Here is a 17537-nt window from a genome sequence, read left to right as displayed (position 1 = left end):
CAAGTGGAGAAAAACCATATATCATTGCGGTAACAGCTTGTCCAACAGGTATTGCACACACGTTCATGGCTGCAGAGAAAATTAAAGAAACAGCAAAAGCTATGGGACTAGATGTTAAAGTAGAAACAAACGGTCAAATTGGTGTAGAAAACAAACTTACAAAAGAAGATATCGAAAGAGCAGCGGGAATTATCGTTGCGGCTGATAAAAAAGTAGAAGTTGCACGTTTTGATGGACGCCCGACAATTATGACAAAGGTAGCTGACGGGATTAATAAACCGGAAGAACTTATTCAAACAATTTTAGATGGAAAAGCTCCTGTTTATAAACATAGTGGAGCATCTGATGCAACTGAAGAATCTTCAGCAAATGAGAGTTTAGGACGTCGTGCTTACAAACACCTAATGGAAGGTGTGAGTAACATGCTACCATTCGTAGTGGCTGGTGGTATTCTTATTGCATTATCATTTATCTGGGGTATTAACTCATTTGATCCGAAAGACCCATCTTACAACAAAGTAGCAGAAGTATTATTCTACTTCGGTAAAATTTCATTTAGTATGATGTTACCAATCTTAGCTGGATTTATCGGTCGTTCTATCGCTGACCGTCCTGGATTCATCGTTGGTATGATCGGTGGTATCTTAGCAGATCCAAGTATTTTAGGACTGAAAAGTGATTTATTAGCGTACACTCCTTCAGGATTCCTAGGGGCGTTAGTAGCAGGGTTCTTAGCAGGTGGAATTATCCACGTATTAAAAATTGCATTCAGCTGGATGCCTCGTTCATTAGATGGAATTAAACCAATCTTCCTATTCCCTATCTTAGGGTCACTAATTATGGGATTACTAATGATCTTCTTAATTAATGCACCAATGGCAAGTGTTATGGAAGGATTAAAACACTTTATCGAAAGTCTTAATGGAAGCGGTAAATTTATCCTTGGTTTCGTAGTAGCTGCGATGATGGCTATCGACATGGGTGGTCCAATTAACAAAGCTGCTTATGTAACAGGTACAGCATTATTAACATCTGCAGGTTCAGCAGGAAGTGATGTAATGGCTGCGGTTATGATCGGTGGTATGGTACCTCCATTAGCAATCGCTGTATCAGCAACAATAAATAAAAACATCTGGCCAAAAGCTCAACGTAGTGGAGCATTAGTAAACTACGTAATGGGGTTAGCGTTCATCACAGAAGGAGCTATTCCGTTCGCAGCAAGTAACCCAGCGCGTGTTATTCCGCCATTATTTATCTCAAGTGGTATTGCTGGAGCTTTAAGTATGACTTTTGGAATTGTATCGAAAGCTCCGCACGGAGGAATATTCGCTGTTCTTGCTAGTGCAGTAAGTAACCCGCTTATGTATCTACTAGCTTTAGTAATCGGTGCAGTAATCGGTGCATTACTATTAATCGCATCATTAAGCTTTGGTAAAAAGATAGTAAAATAATTTTTTAGTAAGACACAATATTATAAGAAAATATAAAGTCGTCGGAGATTCAAGATCTAATTCTTGAATCTCTGGCGGCTTATTTATTTGCTGGGGAGTGACTCAAAAGTACTAGATTTTAAAAAAGTTTACAAGAAAACTTATAGACGCAGTGGTTTATTGATATCTAAATCCGCTTTATAAAAGTTTTTTAGATATCTAATAAACTGTGTGGGGGTAACTCGACAAAATCTTGTTTCTTAAGAAATCATGATTTTTGAGTCGCTCCTCGGTGAATAAAGGATTAATTCTGGCGATGAATAGTTAACATAATTAATATTAGTTTGACTACCTTATTTTTGCGTGATAAAATTATTTATGATTATTATGCAGTAGAAAGGTAAATTAAAAGAGAGGAGTGTGTTTATGAATATAATTTTCTGTACCTCGCCATTTCAAGTTTTAATAGCGAAAGAAATAGCGAGAACAACTGGAGAAAAATTTATAGGAATTTATCAAAGAATGTCTTATGATGATAGACAACGAATATATGCTGAAAAAATGTCTGAATTTTGCGAAGATACTCTATTTATAGAAAATGAGAGCTGGGGGCGTGAACTTAGAAAAAAATTGGAGAATGTTAAACTAGAAAAGTTCTATCTTGCTAGTTTAGATAATCCGATTGCTTTAGGTATATTCAGTTCTGCTCCTATGCAACTATTTACCTTTGATGATGGTAGTACTTCGCTGATAACTCCGAATATGTATACTGTAAATCCAAGTAGAGTAGTATCACACAACGGTATGCCCTTAGAAAATGTTATAGAGTTATCTCAAGGACATTATACAGTATTCGATAGAAATACAATTTTTCCAGATTCAAAACTTATAAAAATGAATTTTAATATGCAGCCAGATGGATTTGCTCATGCTGATAATGGAAAAACAATTAAAGTATTTTTAGGGCAACTCTTAGGTTCTCCAATGGATGACAAAGACATTAAACTCACAGAAAAATTGATTAATAAAGCTATAATTAGCTTAGGAGATGTTTTATATTATCCCCATCCGCGAGTTCCACTAAAAATAGAAAATGCTACTACTGTAACTACTGATTTTTGCTTTGAAGAAGAAATTTATAGATTGCTAGCTGAATATGAATTTGTCGAAGTGTATGGTTTTTACTCAACTTCATTTGTCTTAATAAAAGATATTCCAGGTGTTAGAGTGAAAGGTTTTAGAACATTTTTGACAACGAATGAAGCGCAAATATATAGTAATCTGGGAATAGAATATATAGACTTATCTTCATCAGATACTACGGTGGATATTGTTATGCCGGTTTATAATAGTGAGGAAACTGTTGAGGATGCTATAAAGTCAGTGTTGAATCAAACTCATACTAATTATAAGTTGATTATTGTTGATGACGGTTCGACTGATGAGACTGAAAATATATGCAAAAAATATTTAGAAGATACTAGAGTGGTATATCATAAGGTTGAACATGGAGGGATTTCAAAGGCTCTCAATGCAGGGATTGCTCTAGCGACTGCCAAATATATCGCAAGACAAGACTCTGATGATGAATGGATGCCGTGGCATTTGGATTTTCTTCTTAATGAGTTGGACTCAAATCCGAATTTGGATATTATTGGTTCGAAAGTTATCGAAGATGAAAATAAAATTCTAGGTGGTATAAGAAGGAATAATTTTAATATTCTTTCAGGAGAGCGATTATGGCTAACTTTAGCCTATAGGAATATTTTCAATCATTCTACTGTTATTTTTAAAAAGGAAGCTTATGAAGAAGCGGGAAGGTATGATTCGGAATTTGATGGATTTGAAGATTGGCATTTGTGGGCTCGTATAGTGACGAAAGATAACGCTCTGGTGTTAAATACAGTAACAGCTCACTATAGGTTGTCAGATTTTTATAAAAAGAAGATAATTTTTAGAAGCAGACTTGCGAGAAGTCGTGGTTTAAGGTTGGAAGATGTGATGAGGTAAGAGATGACTAAAGTATTTACGATAAAAGAGGGTGTGCCGTTTAATATTTACGGATTTGAAAGAAGTCAACTGGCTCGTCAGGACATTTTTAAACGAATAGGTGTTGATCAACAGATGATTATTACTAATTTATCTGTTTTTGTTCCTAACTTTGTGGAAACTCTTGAGGATTTAGGATTTGAAAATTTTTATCACGTTATCTTTGAAAAATCGGATATAGCAAGAGATAAACCTAGTGTAGATAAAAATTTTACTGAGACATTAGAAGACGTAACGAAAGTGGAATATACTAAAGAAGGTTTTATTGGTCTTGTTCATTATAAAAATGGAAATGTAGAATGTTATACTTCACAACTATTATATAGGTATATCTCAAAAACAAATGAATTTATTCTTTATGGAAAAGAGGGGGTAGTGCTCGAGGGTGATGTTTCTGAAAATTATCATAAATACCATGTAAGAAAGACTGGCGAAATATTATCGCAGTGGCAACTCGTGAGTGAATATTTAGCAGAAAATTCAACGATGGATGATAGGTTTATTATAGACATGGTTAACGAATATCCACTGCAGCTTAGAAAATTTTTCCAAAACACTAAAAGAGAATTGTTTGCGTATACGCATTATAATATACTAGCTCCATTTATGAAGTTTGTATTACAGGGATGGTGCAGTAATATTGTAGCGAGTCCGGTTTTAGAAAGCCGTCTTGGGAGTGATAAGATTAGATTTTTACCACCGGTGTATGTAGATGAAGTTATAGAAAAAGTATATACAAGTGTAAAGAATTGGTGCATAGTTGGTAATATGACGATAATAAAAAAATGTGAACTAGCGATAGAAGCATTTAGACAAATGCCAGATAGCACATTAACTGTTTATGGTAATTTACCAAAAGGATACAAAGAAGAAGATTTGCCTAAAAATGTTAAGTTCGCAGGTTTTGTGCCAAAAGTTCCGTATGAAAATCATGAAGGGTATATTTCTTGTTCGCTTAGTGAATGTTTCGCTAATGCGGCGGTAGAGGCATCATCAAAGGGGTTAGTCTGTCTACTTTCAAACGTTGATTTAGCTCATAAATATTATGCGAGTATATGCGACAACACAAAAACGTTCAATTCGTTTGAAGAACTAGTCGAGCTACTTAGCGAATATAAAAAAGAAGGTAAATATTCTTCTTCGACATTTGCAAATGAATATACAAAACAAAAGACGGCAGACGCTTATATAGAAGTTTTGAAAGTAAAGTAAAAATATCTATAAAACAAATGAATATACATGTTATTAAAATTCCTTATTGTGAAGTTTTTTTGTAGGAGAAGTCTGATTATAGGTGTGAATTCTCTGTAGAAACGCATAATAAGGTTTTTTTGAAATAGAAATATCATAGGGTATATTTAACGAATATTCTTTAATGAGAAAATATATCGATTATTCATTTAATTGATAATTTTTTGTTGTAGCTTAGTTAGAGATAAAGGATAAAAAATATATATTAAAAAAACACAAGATTTCTTGATAAAAACCATAGGATATGCTAAACTTTAAAAGTTAGCTATATTTGATATAGAATAGGATTTTGATATAAATTTTTAATGTTTTTTAATGGTTTATTTACAAAAAAATTTGCGGTGTGTTTAATACTAGAAAATAATCAAAAATTCAAGTGCGCATTAGGGTATTTGAGAGTTTTATATTTAGATAAATTTTATGGAGAAGTTTTTTGTGTCACTGAAACGATAAATAGACGTGGGAAAATAAATTTTTGGGTATTTTTATCATTAAAAAATAGCAGAAAAGGATAGGAAAGAGAGCGAAAAATATGTTTAAAAATAATAGGAAAGAGAAGTTTTCGTTAAGAAAATATAAAAATGGACGAACTGATTCGAAATTAATCGGTGCTGTGATGATTGTTGGTTTAGGACTGTTAGCTAGTGGTGGGACGGCGTTGGCTGATGTAAGTTCAAATGGGGCTGATTCAGCTACAGTAGTGACGGATACGTCAAAAGTTCCTTCAACTTCGGCAACTACTTTTACAGACACTAAAGATGCATCGAAAAATGTTACGGTTGATGCGGTGTTGGGGAAGGGGGTTGCTGAACCAACAAAAGCGAATTATAATGGGGCGCCAGAAAGCAAGCCAGATGGCAACGATGAGATTCGTTTTAAGAAAGAGGTTGAGGTTAATTATAAATTAATTAATGTTTGGGAGCCTTTTAAAACAAAAACAGTAAATTTAGGATCAGGGAAAGTAATAACACCTTACGATAAAAAAGGTTTTGCAGCTGATACAGACGGGAAAGATTATCGTGAATCGACTGTGGATAATATAACAGTTTCAGAAGATTTAGGTAAAGAAGATATAGAAAAAGGTATAGAAACAGGTAAATTAGAAGTCGATGGAAAAATCTATGCGTATCAATATTCAAAAGTGTTAGATGGAAATCTTGCTATTTATGATAAGACAAAATTCAATGATATTGAAGTTCCGGTTTCTCCAGAAGGTTTACATAATAATCTAGGAGAGATTGATTACTCAAAATTAGAAGGAAGAAGAGTATTTTTAGTAGAAGAACTTTCAGATGGTCATTATGGGAAATTCGTATTAGCAGAAAATGGTGTTACTAATGATGAAGACGCTGTAACGAAATGGAAAGAAGGGCAAGCAAACGCTAAAGACTTTACAAAAGAAAATGTTACCCTTCAGCCGTATGATACGATTCTTGTGATGGATAGGGATACGTATGCAACGGTTGAATCATCTAAGCAAACAACGACAACTAAAAAAGGTCAGGAGACATATTTTATAGAAACAATAACTCCGTTTTATTGGGATGATACTCTCAAAGATAGGAATACTCCATGGTATCGAAGAAAGGTTTACGTAGAAAGTAATGAATATTATAGAGAGGAGGATGCGAAAAATTTTGTGAGCTATCGAAAACCAGGAGCTGATGGGAAGTTTTGGACGTCTGATGATATAGTATATAATTCCGTCTATAAGGAAGGAAGAAATGATGCATATAGAAATTATTTAATTGTGGGAGCAAGGGGCTCTAGTCATTATGTAGGGGTATACGATTCCCAAGTGTATTATGGGACTTCAGTTTTAACTGCTTTTGCTCTTCCAGAGGATAGTCCTGATTCTCCTATTCCTCCTGGTAGCTCTGATTTTACCAGTGCTGGTAGCTCTGATGTATCTAATTGGGTATTTGGTCTTCGTAAGGTTCCTGGTCCTAAGCCAACAAATATGCTTGAAGCGCTGAAGGGGTATGCCGGAAGAGTTTATCATGCGTTTGATTTTTTAGAAAATAGTATTGAAGAAAAAGCTAAGGTATTAGATTCCGAGGAAGATAAGAAGAAAACAGTAGAAGATAAAGCTAAAGTAGCTTCAGCAAGAAAAAAATTAGATGATTATTTAGAAAAATTTTCTGAAGAAATAATAAAAGAAAATATAGATGTTGGGATAATAGAAAGTAAGGACAACCGTAACGGGAAACTTGTTTTTAATATGGTTAAATATGATTACTCAACTAATAATAGAAAAGAACGTTACGAAAGTGTATACAAATTTACGCTATTTTTAAAAGGATTATTAAAAATACCGCAGGCGGTAGGAGAATTCAGTGTTGAAGGCAAAGGACCCCATGCCGGGATGGATGATTCAGAAAGCTATAATCCAGATTCTAAAGTGTATAATGAATTTAAGAATATTACGACAGGGTACACTTTTACCCCTGTAATTAATAAGAGTGAAGTAGAAGAAACAGAAGCTAAGTTTAAACTTATTGAAGAATTATATAAGAAACAGAAAACTGGAACAATGAGCGAAAGTGAACTTAGAGAATTTGATAGTATTATAGAAAATTTCTATTATGATTTTTATGATAATGGTAAGACAGAAGGACTTGTGAGTATTGCCTCTAGAGGAAGAGAAGAGATTAGAACTTTTAAGAATTATGATGACATAACTGAAGTTAAAATAGATGAAAAAAACACAAAAACTGAAGAAAAAGACTTGGATAAATTTTTAACAAAGGGAACAGTGACGACTTTGCCGGATGGCAAAATAAAAGTGGAACATGAAGAAGTAAAAGATACTCCGGAATATACGGAAGAAAAAGGAGAAATTCCAGAATTTTTTAGACGTAAAATCACTACAAACAAAATAATTAGAACTCGAGTTGAAACAGTAGATGAAACAATATACACGAAAAAAGAAATCATCACACCAATTCGTGCTTATAGAGTAATGAGTGATTCAAAACCACAGGTAAATCACTATTTCTACTTGACTAAAGAAGTACGTAGATGGGATCCAACAGTTACTAAACAAGGTAGTGTTGTTATTAAGTATGTGACAACCGATGGGAAACAATTAAAATCAGAGGTTGATAAAGATAAAGTTACGTTAGAAACAACGACTTTAGTAGAAAGATTTCCATATGAGGACAAAGGAGACTACTATAGACTATATACATTTTTAGGAAAAGTAGATGAGCGTAACGAGGTTAAAGAAGTAGAACAAAACTACGACACAACTGCAAAGCAATATCCAACATTAGTAGATGCTGATACAGGATTTACATACGAGTATGTGGGTCTAAAACAAGGTTCTGCAGCAGCCAGCGGTAAAGTTGCAGAAGGGACAACAGAGGTTGTCTATGAATACCGTCTAGTAAGTGAAGAAGAAAAAACTCCGTCAAAATCAGAAGTAACAAAAACAGGTTCTGTTGATGTGAAACATGTTGTTATCAATGAAGATGGAACATTAAAAACATTAAAATCTGAAATTATCAAAGATAAAGTGCCAGTAGAGTATGAAGATACTTATGTAACTTACTCAAAAGGAGTGAAAGTATCAGAGCGTAAAGAAAAGCGTACAGTTGCTGAAAAATATAATACTATTGATAAACAATACCCAACGTTAAAAGATGAAGTCACAGGTTTAGTTTACAAATATGTAGGAGTAACATCAGATTCAGCTCTGGCAGAAGGCGATATAACTGTAGGAGAAAAACATGTTGTTTACAGTTATGTGTTAGATAAAAAAGAAGATACAAAGCCAAAAGCAGCAGAGGCGAAAGATAAAAAAGGGACGGTTATAGTTAAATTCGTAGATATAAACGGAAATTTTATTGCTGATGATAAAGTAGTTAAAGATAATGTGATAGTAGAAAAAGCGACAACTACAGTTTTGGATGGAAAAGAGGAGATTACTTATAAAGCATCGGGAGAGGAGTATGCTGTCACACCACCGCAAACAATTGAAGTAGATGGTCTAACGTTCAAATTCGAAAAGATTGTTCCAGTTTCAGACAAATGGAATAATTCGATAGTTGAAAAAGGATTGATAACAGAAGGAATAACAACAATTGTTTATGAATATCGATTGAATTTACCTGCAGCTCCAACGGTAGAAGTTCCAGAATACGAAGATGGAGCGGTACCATTAGCTCCACCTGTAGTGGAAGTCCCAGAGTTGAGGATTTCAGAAGAACCAACGCCAATTTCGCAACCAGAATCTAAGATAGAGATAGAATCCGAACTAAAACCAGTACCAAAAGAATCTAAAAGGGTAGTTGAACCGATTGAGCAAGTAAGTCAGATACAAATTAAACGCCTAGCTGATACAGGTGGAAAAACAACAGATGCAACAAATATAGGATCTGCAACTTTAATAGCGGGAATATTATTAGTTGTAAAAAGGCGTCAAAGAGAAAATAATTTGAATTAAATAGTAAAAAATATTCTTAGAGAAAAATGGTAATATCCCCCAAAATTTGTCCAAATTTTGGGGGATATTACCAATCTGAGGATGTTTATTTGTATAGATAAAATTAATTATGGAAACCGTGAAAAGAAAATCATTAATAAGGAGTTTATTTATAGTTAAGTTTAAAAGGTGCGCCCTGGCAAAATTGATATCTCAAAAAATATGTTTTTTGAATCAGTCTTATTTAATAAAAAACTATAAAAAATTTTAAGTATATATAAAGAATATGTGGTAAATTCATAGTGTTATTTAATTACTTAAAAAATGAAAATTAGAATATCAAGAATATCCTCGGGAAAATATCTCTGAGGGTATTCTTGAATTTGATATAAATAAAAATAAGTTTATGTAAATTAATTATCGAAAAAATCTGAAAAAATAATAGATTATTTGAAGGATAGATTATTATATGATAGAATGATAAGGATAATTTATAACTATGTAAAAATAAGTAGTTTTAAGAGTACCTTTTATACGAAAAAAATAAGGGCTTAATATAGGGTGAACATTGTTAGAAAATGATAGTGTGATAGAGGTAATGAAGAATGTTTAAAGACAATAAAAAAGAGAAGTTTTCACTAAGAAAATATAAAAATGGGCGAACTGACTCTAAGTTGATTGGAGCTGTGGCGATATTAGGATTCGCTATGTTGGCTGGAGGTGGGACTGCATCTGCGAATGTAAGTTCAGGTGATAGAAGTGAAACAACCATTGTAATGGACTTAGAAAGAGTTCCATCTTCTGCTAAAACAACTTTTACAGATGACCAAAATTCTACGAAGAAAGTGACCGTGGATGCTGTTATAGGAAAAGTTGTTTCTTTGCCAACTAAAGCAAATGAAAATATAGGAAATGTAGATGGAACAGATTCAGTAAGGTTTAACTCTAAGGTGACAGTGAATTATCTATTAGAAGATGACAGCTCAAAATTACAAGATTCTAAAACTGTAGAAGGTGAAAGTGGCACAATAAAAACACCTTATGATAGAAAAGGGATTGCTAACGATACAGATGGAAAAGATTATCGTGAATCAACTGTAGAAAAAACAGGGGCTGTTGATGAAAACACAGGAAAAGAAGAAAAAATACAAGCTAATAACAAAGAATACGAATTGGTTCGTTCAGAAGTAGTTGATTCAGATAAAGCTACCTATGAAAAGACTCATTTCAATGATATTGAAGCTCCAGTTTCTCCAGAAGGAATGCATAATAATCTTGGAGAAATTAATTACGGGAAAATTACAGGAAAAGTCTATCTAGTAGAAGAAACTTCAAATGGACAATACGGTAAATTCGTAGAAGCAACAAATATCAACAGTGATGCAGAAGCGGTAGAAGCTTGGGAAAATGGACAAGCAACTGCTAAAGATTTCACGAAAGAAAATGTGACTCTTCAAAAAGGAGACACTATCCTTGTATTAGATAGAGATACTTATGCTCACGGAAGTGGGAAAAGAACGGTTATTACGAATAAATATAGAAGAGAAATTGTTCGTGCAACACCGGAGTATAATAGAGTTGTATCATCTGAAGAAATTAAAGAAGTTAATGCTTATCCTACCTATGCGTTGGATAATGAAATTGTAAGTGGGAATTATGTAACAGCAGGTCCAGATCATAACTTTGGAACAAGCGATGATGGTGAAATTACTTTCAACGGAGAACGATATCTTCACTATTATTATGGACCAAAACTAGAAAATAGCTTACCAGAGGTAAAAGATACTCCAGATATAGTTTTTAGTAAGTCTTCTTTAAATGAAATAATGCGATATATTCAATCTGAAATTTTTGGGGTATTGGAATACTTTGATTACTATGCGAAAACGGATGCAGAAAGACAATTAATTCAAAAAAGAAGAACTAAATTAGAACAAAACATTGCTGATACCATTCAAATGATTAAAAATGAAAATATTAGTATGGCTGCTGCTAAACCGAATGATATGTATGCATCAGGACTGGTTTTTTATTCTCCTGATAGAGAAAAATTAACAGCCTTAAAAAAACAAATTGAATCTGCAGAAAATTTACTTGATGAAATTATGTTTACGTTAAATACTCGTGAAGAAGACGTAGAACAGTACGATAATCTAAAAAATGTTAAAAAAATTACTAAAGAAATATTATATTACGAAGCTCATCACAAAGAACTGGATGGATATCGTCATAATTACCCTAGATTTTCTCATCGAACAATCATTTCTTATCATAAAGATGCTGTTCCAGAACACTACAGCGATTGGGAAAAAGTAAATCCTGAATCAGTCTGGGAAGGAACCCCGGCTTTTGCTAGTTCGGGTAATGTAACAATATCTGATGACTTAAATAAAATTAATGTTGTTTATTCATACTCATCAATAGTAGAAAGAGATCTTAATAAAAGAGAGGAATTAACAAAAGTAGAAACAGACTATGTAACAAAAGAACTTATCACACCTGTTCGTGCATATAAAGTAATGGAAGATGGTGGACCGGTTGTGAATCATTATTATAGAATGCATATTACGCGAGAATCAGAAGCATATAGAATGAAGCAATTAGGAGTCTTAAGAATTAAGTATCTCACAACTGAAGATAGAGAAATAAAGCCAGAAGTAATTAGAAATCTTGGGGAACTTTATAATTTAATTGTTTATAATCAGTATTCGGGAGATATAAAAGTTAATGAACGTAGAGATGAAAAATTTAATGAAAGATTTTACGATGCAACTTCAGAAAGATACGAAACATTAAAGGATGAAAAAACAGGCTTAACCTATGAATATATTGGGTTAAAAAAATATTCAGCGCCATCTAGTGGTAAAGTTGTAGATAGTAATACACAAGTTTTTTATGAATATCGCTTAGTAACTAAAGAAGATCCAAAACCTGCAAAGCGAGAAGTGAAAGGCTCGGTAATTGTTAAATATGTGGATGCTGATGGGAATGAAATTAAAGATGCTGAGAAAGTAGTAACGGATGCAGTTGTTAAAACAACAAAAACATATACTACTAAGTCGGGTGATGTAGTTGTTTCTACTCGTGATGAAGTAGAAAATCATGAAGTACAGTACAACACTGCTGAGAAGAAAGTTGATACAATTACTAAAGATGGTAAGAAATATAACTATCAAGGAATCTACGCACCATCAGAAAAATTCCATAATGTAGCAGCAGAAACAGGAAAAGTAGCAGAAGGACTAACTACTATTGTTTATCGATATGAACTTGAAGTTGAGAAAAAAGATCAATGGGAAGTGCCAAAAGATTCTCCAATAAAAGAAGAAACGGAGTATAAAGGAGGAGTTTCTTCGGTAGAACCGCCTATACATGAAGTGCCGGAGTACGAAGGGGGAGCTGCTTCGATAGAACCGCCTATATATGAAGTACCAGAGTATAAATGGTCAACGATGGTAGCTCCACCAATATTAATAGTACCCGAATATAAAGGGCAAGAGGCTTTGATTCTGCCGCCGGTATTAACAGATGAGCAACAATCTCGATTGCCTATAAAAGATTATTTCGTAGTACTACCGCAACGACAGCTTCAAGATATACCTACTGTCGAAAAATTAGAAAAAGCGGTTGAGAAACTACAAGAGAAGACTATAGTGAAAGAAAGTCGCCTTCCTAATACAGGAGAAAATTCTACGAATGCTTTGTCGGTAGGGGGAATAATGTTGGTTTTGGGTATAATCCTTGGAATTAAGAGAAGAAAAAAGTGAAGTAATATGTTCCTTAAAATAACAATATAATAAAAGTTGATATGTCAGATGTTGCGTAATTATATTTGATGATAGTATATATCCTTTTTACTGGATAAAGAAATTATTCAGTAAAAAGGATATTTTTTAATGAATTGTGGTTATAGTTTTAAAAAATATACGAAATTATGTATAAAATATTGTTTGAAATTATATGTTATAAAAAAATATATTCATATAACATACAGGAAATCTACGCGTTTTTAGAAAAAAAAAAAAAAAACGCTTACATTTTGTTTGTGTAGTAGAATATTGCTTTTTATGTAAATAAAAATGTGTTATAATAAATAGGAAAAAAATATTATATTAAGTTGTTGTTTAAAATATAAAAATAAAGAAAAGAGGTTTATCAATGAAAAGAGACAGAAAAGAAAAGTTTTCTATAAGAAAATTTAGTTTTGGAGCAGCGTCTTGTTTGATAGGGGCGACTATAGCCATGACTAGTTTATCTAGTAAAGAAGTACAAGCTATGTCTACTACAGTAGTGGGAGATAATGGAGGTACGTCTGTAATTTATGCTAACTGGGATGATAATCCGTTAAAAACAAATACTAATTCGAGTGTAAGTGTTAATGATGAGATTGTAATCAAAGTTGATACTTCTGGATATACTAAAAACAGACCGATAGTAACTGTAACATATTATTTTAATAAAAATTTTATGCGAAATACTGATGGAAGTATTACTCCAACGGGAACTAATAATAATATTGTTCGTAAAGGTGAGGTAAGCTGGTTAGGGCACCGTCCGGATTATTGGTTCACTGTACCTAAAGGATTTAGTGAGCCTACGAGTATAGTATTAACAAATGCAAGAGGTAGCAAACAATACAACAATTGGGCAGCATGGAGAAATAGTAACTCACGTGGAGTAGCCTCACGTTATCAAAGTGAAGCTGATGCAAAAGCTATGAATAATGGTAGTCCGGATAATTGGAGTCGTTATAATGATCATACACAAGAGGGACCGATTTGGGAACATAATGGAAGTCTTAATTGGTATTTAAATACGCGTGCTGGATATGGATGGGATGATGGAAGTGATAAAGAAGCTTACGAGCGATTAAGAAATAACACGCGTTCTATCTATTCGGATTGGGAAAACACAGCTGCGGCTGGGGCAGAGATTCAGGTAACATATGAGGTGAAAGATCCGGTTAATACACAGTACATTGAATTAGGTGCTGGGGTTCACATAAATGCTGGAGGTATCGATCATATTAAAATTGAGACAATAGCTCTACCAGATGTGGATGATACTCCTGAAAATCAAAAATATGAACCAAATAAATTACCAGCAAGACAAGGTGTGAAAGATGTTACTAGCTTGACACCTGAAGAAAAAACAACTCTTAAAGAAGCCCTTAAAGAGAAAAATCCATTATTAGAGAAGAGACTTAAAGGTGGATTAGAAAATGGTATATCTATAGCTAATGATGGAACGGCGACATTCACTTATACAGATAATACTACAGACACAATCCCAGGGAAAGATTTAGTGTATAAGAAGTTTTTATTAGGGGTTGAACCGTATATAGTGGATGAATATAAATATAAGATAGAACAAACACCAGTAGATGATTACAATAATATAACTGATGTTGATAGAAAAAGAGCAGATGAAAAATTAGCTAAACTGAGTGGGGTTGAGCTAGAGTATGATAAGAGTAAATATCCGTTGGGAGTCGGGAGATCTAAGATTATAGCTGACACAAACTATCGAATAAAAGGTCCTAAAAACGATACCTATGCGAAATGGGAAAACGGGGATAATCTACGCATAGGAGGAAAGTGGTATTTTGGGACAGGTACTGGATTCAATGAGTTAATACCTAAGGATGTACTATTCGTACAAATCCCTAAAGCTGATAACAATGCAAAACAAAAAGGAAAAGATTTAATAAACGGACTACAAAACCTAACTGACGCAGAAAAAGATGAGTACAAGAAAAAAATAGATCAACTTCCAGCTAACAGCTCAGAAGATAAAATTAATGAAATCGTCAATGAAGCGCTTAAAAAAGATGCTGAGAATAAAGCATTAAAAGAAGCTAAGGAAGAAGCTAAAAAAGTTGTAGCTGCTTTACCGAACTTAACTAATGAAGAAAAAGATGCAGCTAAGAGAGAAATTGACAACGCGGCAACAACTGATGTAGTCACTACAGCTAAAAATAATGCGATAGCAAAAGACTTAGAAAAAGAAAAAGACAAAGCGAAAAAACGTATTGATCAAATTAAAGATAATTTAGCAAACCCAGATGAGTATAAAAATCAAATAGGCGCTGCAACAACAAAAGATGAGATTGCTGCTATAGTAAGAAGAGCAGAAGATGAAGCGGCGAAAAAACAAGTAGAGAAAAATAAAGCTGAGGCTGATACGGTAAGAGACGAAGCCAAGAGAAAAGTTGATGCAATTCCAGGTTTAACAGAAGCAGAGAAAAAACACTTCAAAGATTTAATTGACGGAGCTAATACAAAAGGGCAAATTGATAAAATTGTAGAAGATGCGAAACAATATGCTGACTCAAAAGCCAAAAGAGAAGCTGTTAAAAAAGAAATTGAAAACTTACCGCACTTAAATAAAGCACAAAAGGCAGACTTTATAGAAAGTATTAATGCAACAGATGATATTCCAACAATAAGTGACATATCAACTAAGGCTCATAATTTAGATGCGCGTATGGGAAGACTTCAAGATCTTGTGGAATATGCAAAAGGAAATGAAGTAACAGATAAATATAAAAAGTCAGATTCTACTAAGAAACAAGTATTTGATGAAGCGAAAAAGGCAGCAGAAAAAATAGCTGATAAAGAAAATGCTACAGATAATGCTGGAGTAGACCTTGTTCAAAAATTATATAAAGATTTAGAAGATGCTATTAAAAAATTAGGAATAGACCCTGTGGTTCTTAAAACTAACAAAGATGCTTTGAAAGCAGAGGTAGCTTTAAATGATAATGATGCTATTAAAAAAGGAAATCCATATAAGTTAGCTACAAGTGATGAAAAACGCGCGGCATATGATAGAGCATTTAAAAACGCAAAAGATGTTCTAAATAAAGAACAAGCTACACAAGATGAAATTAATCAAGCGGTACGTGATTTACAAAACGCTCGTTATGCACTAGATGGAAAAGTAGCGAACTTCACTTTAAAAACAACTGGAGTAGCTGAAATAAGTGTTAATCCTCAAGAAGTGACGACTTTAACAAGTGATGCTGATAAAAACTTAGTGAAATCAAAAGTAAGAGTTACTCAAAGTAAAACTGAAGGTAACGTTCTTGACACAGATGAAGTGTTCTATGGAAATATCACATCGAAAGATGGAAAATTCTATGTGCCAGTAACAGTAGGTCGTGATAAGGTGTACCATATTGTAGATGTAGAAGTTAAAGAGTTCACATTAGCTGTAAAAGACGTAACAAAACCAGCTGAAATTTCAAAAACACCAGTAGCAGGTGAAAGCTTAACAGCAGAAGACCAAGCGAAAGTAAAAGAAAAAGTAACAGCGAACAATGAAGCTCTTAAACCTACAGATACAGTAGCATATGGACCTATTAAAGAAAAAGATGGGAAGAAAGTAGTACCAGTAACAGTAACACGTGATGGTGTGGCGAAAACAGTAGAAGTAGAAGTAACTAAGAAAGCAGAAGAATTCACGTTAGCTGTAAAAGATGCAACAAAACCAGCTGAAATTTCAAAAACACCAGTAGCAGGTGAAAGCTTAACAGCAGAAGACCAAGCGAAAGTAAAAGAAAAAGTAACAGCGAACAATGAAGCTCTTAAACCTACAGATACAGTAGCATATGGACCTATTAAAGAAAAAGATGGGAAGAAAGTAGTACCAGTAACAGTAACACGTGATGGTGTAGCAAAAACAGTAGAAGTGCTTGTAGTTAAAAAAGAGGATTCTACAGATAGTTCAGGCTCTCAAGGTAACCAAGATGGTCAAGGAGGGCAAGGAGGTTCAGGCTCTAAAGATAACCAAAATGGTCAAGGAGGGCAAGGAGGTTCGGGCTCTCAAGGTAACCAAAACGGTCAAGGAGGTTCAGGCTCTCAAGGTAACCAAAATGGTCAAGGAGGTTCAGGCTCTCAAGGTAACCAAAATGGTCAAGGAGGTTCGGGCTCTCAAGGTAACCAAAACGGTCAAGGAGGTTCAGGCTCTCAAGGTAACCAAAACGGTCAAGGAGGTTCAGGCTCTCAAGATAAACCAAACGGTCAAGGAGGAAATGCAGATTCAAATACTGAAGGTCCTACTAGTCCAGGTATGTCTGCTGACCAATCAGACCTAGACAAAGCCAAAGATAAAGCGAAGTCAGACTTAACAGTTGCAGCTAACAAAGAAAAAGCAGAAATTGACGCAGACAAAAACTTAACGGATAAAGAAAAAGCTGATAAGAAAACAGAAGTTGACAAAGTTAAGGAAGAACAAGAAGCAAATATCGATAAAGCACAAATAACTGACGAAGTAGAGAAAGCGACAGAAGCAGGTAAGAAAGCAATCGATGCAGTGCACCAAACAGACCTAGACAAAGCCAAAGATAAAGCGAAGTCAGACTTAACAGTTGCAGCTAA

The 17537-nt window shown here is 33.9% G+C and carries 6 protein-coding genes; all 6 read left to right on the top strand.

From position 1 onward, the window contains the following. The coding region (locus RWQ73_RS06130) for a fructose-specific PTS transporter subunit EIIC (RefSeq protein WP_314407343.1) at positions 1–1451 on the top strand (1451 nt) is incomplete at its 5' end. A gap of 405 nt (positions 1452–1856) precedes the next feature. Further along, positions 1857–3440: a glycosyltransferase family 52 gene (locus tag RWQ73_RS06125; RefSeq protein ID WP_314407341.1), complete on the top strand. Its 1584-nt coding sequence runs from the start codon at positions 1857–1859 to the stop codon at positions 3438–3440. A gap of 3 nt (positions 3441–3443) precedes the next feature. After that, on the top strand, positions 3444–4691 hold the full coding sequence (locus RWQ73_RS06120) for a glycosyltransferase (protein ID WP_314407339.1): 1248 nt from the start codon (positions 3444–3446) through the stop codon (positions 4689–4691). A gap of 571 nt (positions 4692–5262) precedes the next feature. Beyond that, positions 5263–9177, top strand: a complete 3915-nt coding sequence (locus RWQ73_RS06115; RefSeq protein WP_314407337.1) for a hypothetical protein — start codon at positions 5263–5265, stop codon at positions 9175–9177. Between the two features lie 584 nt (positions 9178–9761). Then, positions 9762–12923 carry an SIALI-17 repeat-containing surface protein gene (locus RWQ73_RS06110; protein ID WP_314407335.1) on the top strand — a complete coding sequence of 1054 codons (3162 nt, stop codon included), beginning with the start codon at positions 9762–9764 and terminating at the stop codon, positions 12921–12923. 391 nt (positions 12924–13314) lie between these two features. Then, positions 13315–17537: YSIRK-type signal peptide-containing protein (locus RWQ73_RS06105; protein ID WP_314407333.1), on the top strand; the 4223-nt coding region annotated here is incomplete at its 3' end.

Origin of the sequence: uncultured Gemella sp., from assembly GCF_963525875.1 — a bacterium.
Lineage (GTDB): Bacteria > Bacillota > Bacilli > Staphylococcales > Gemellaceae > Gemella.
The sequence above is the reverse complement of the archived record's forward strand: the minus strand, read 5'-3'. Positions and strand labels throughout refer to the sequence as shown.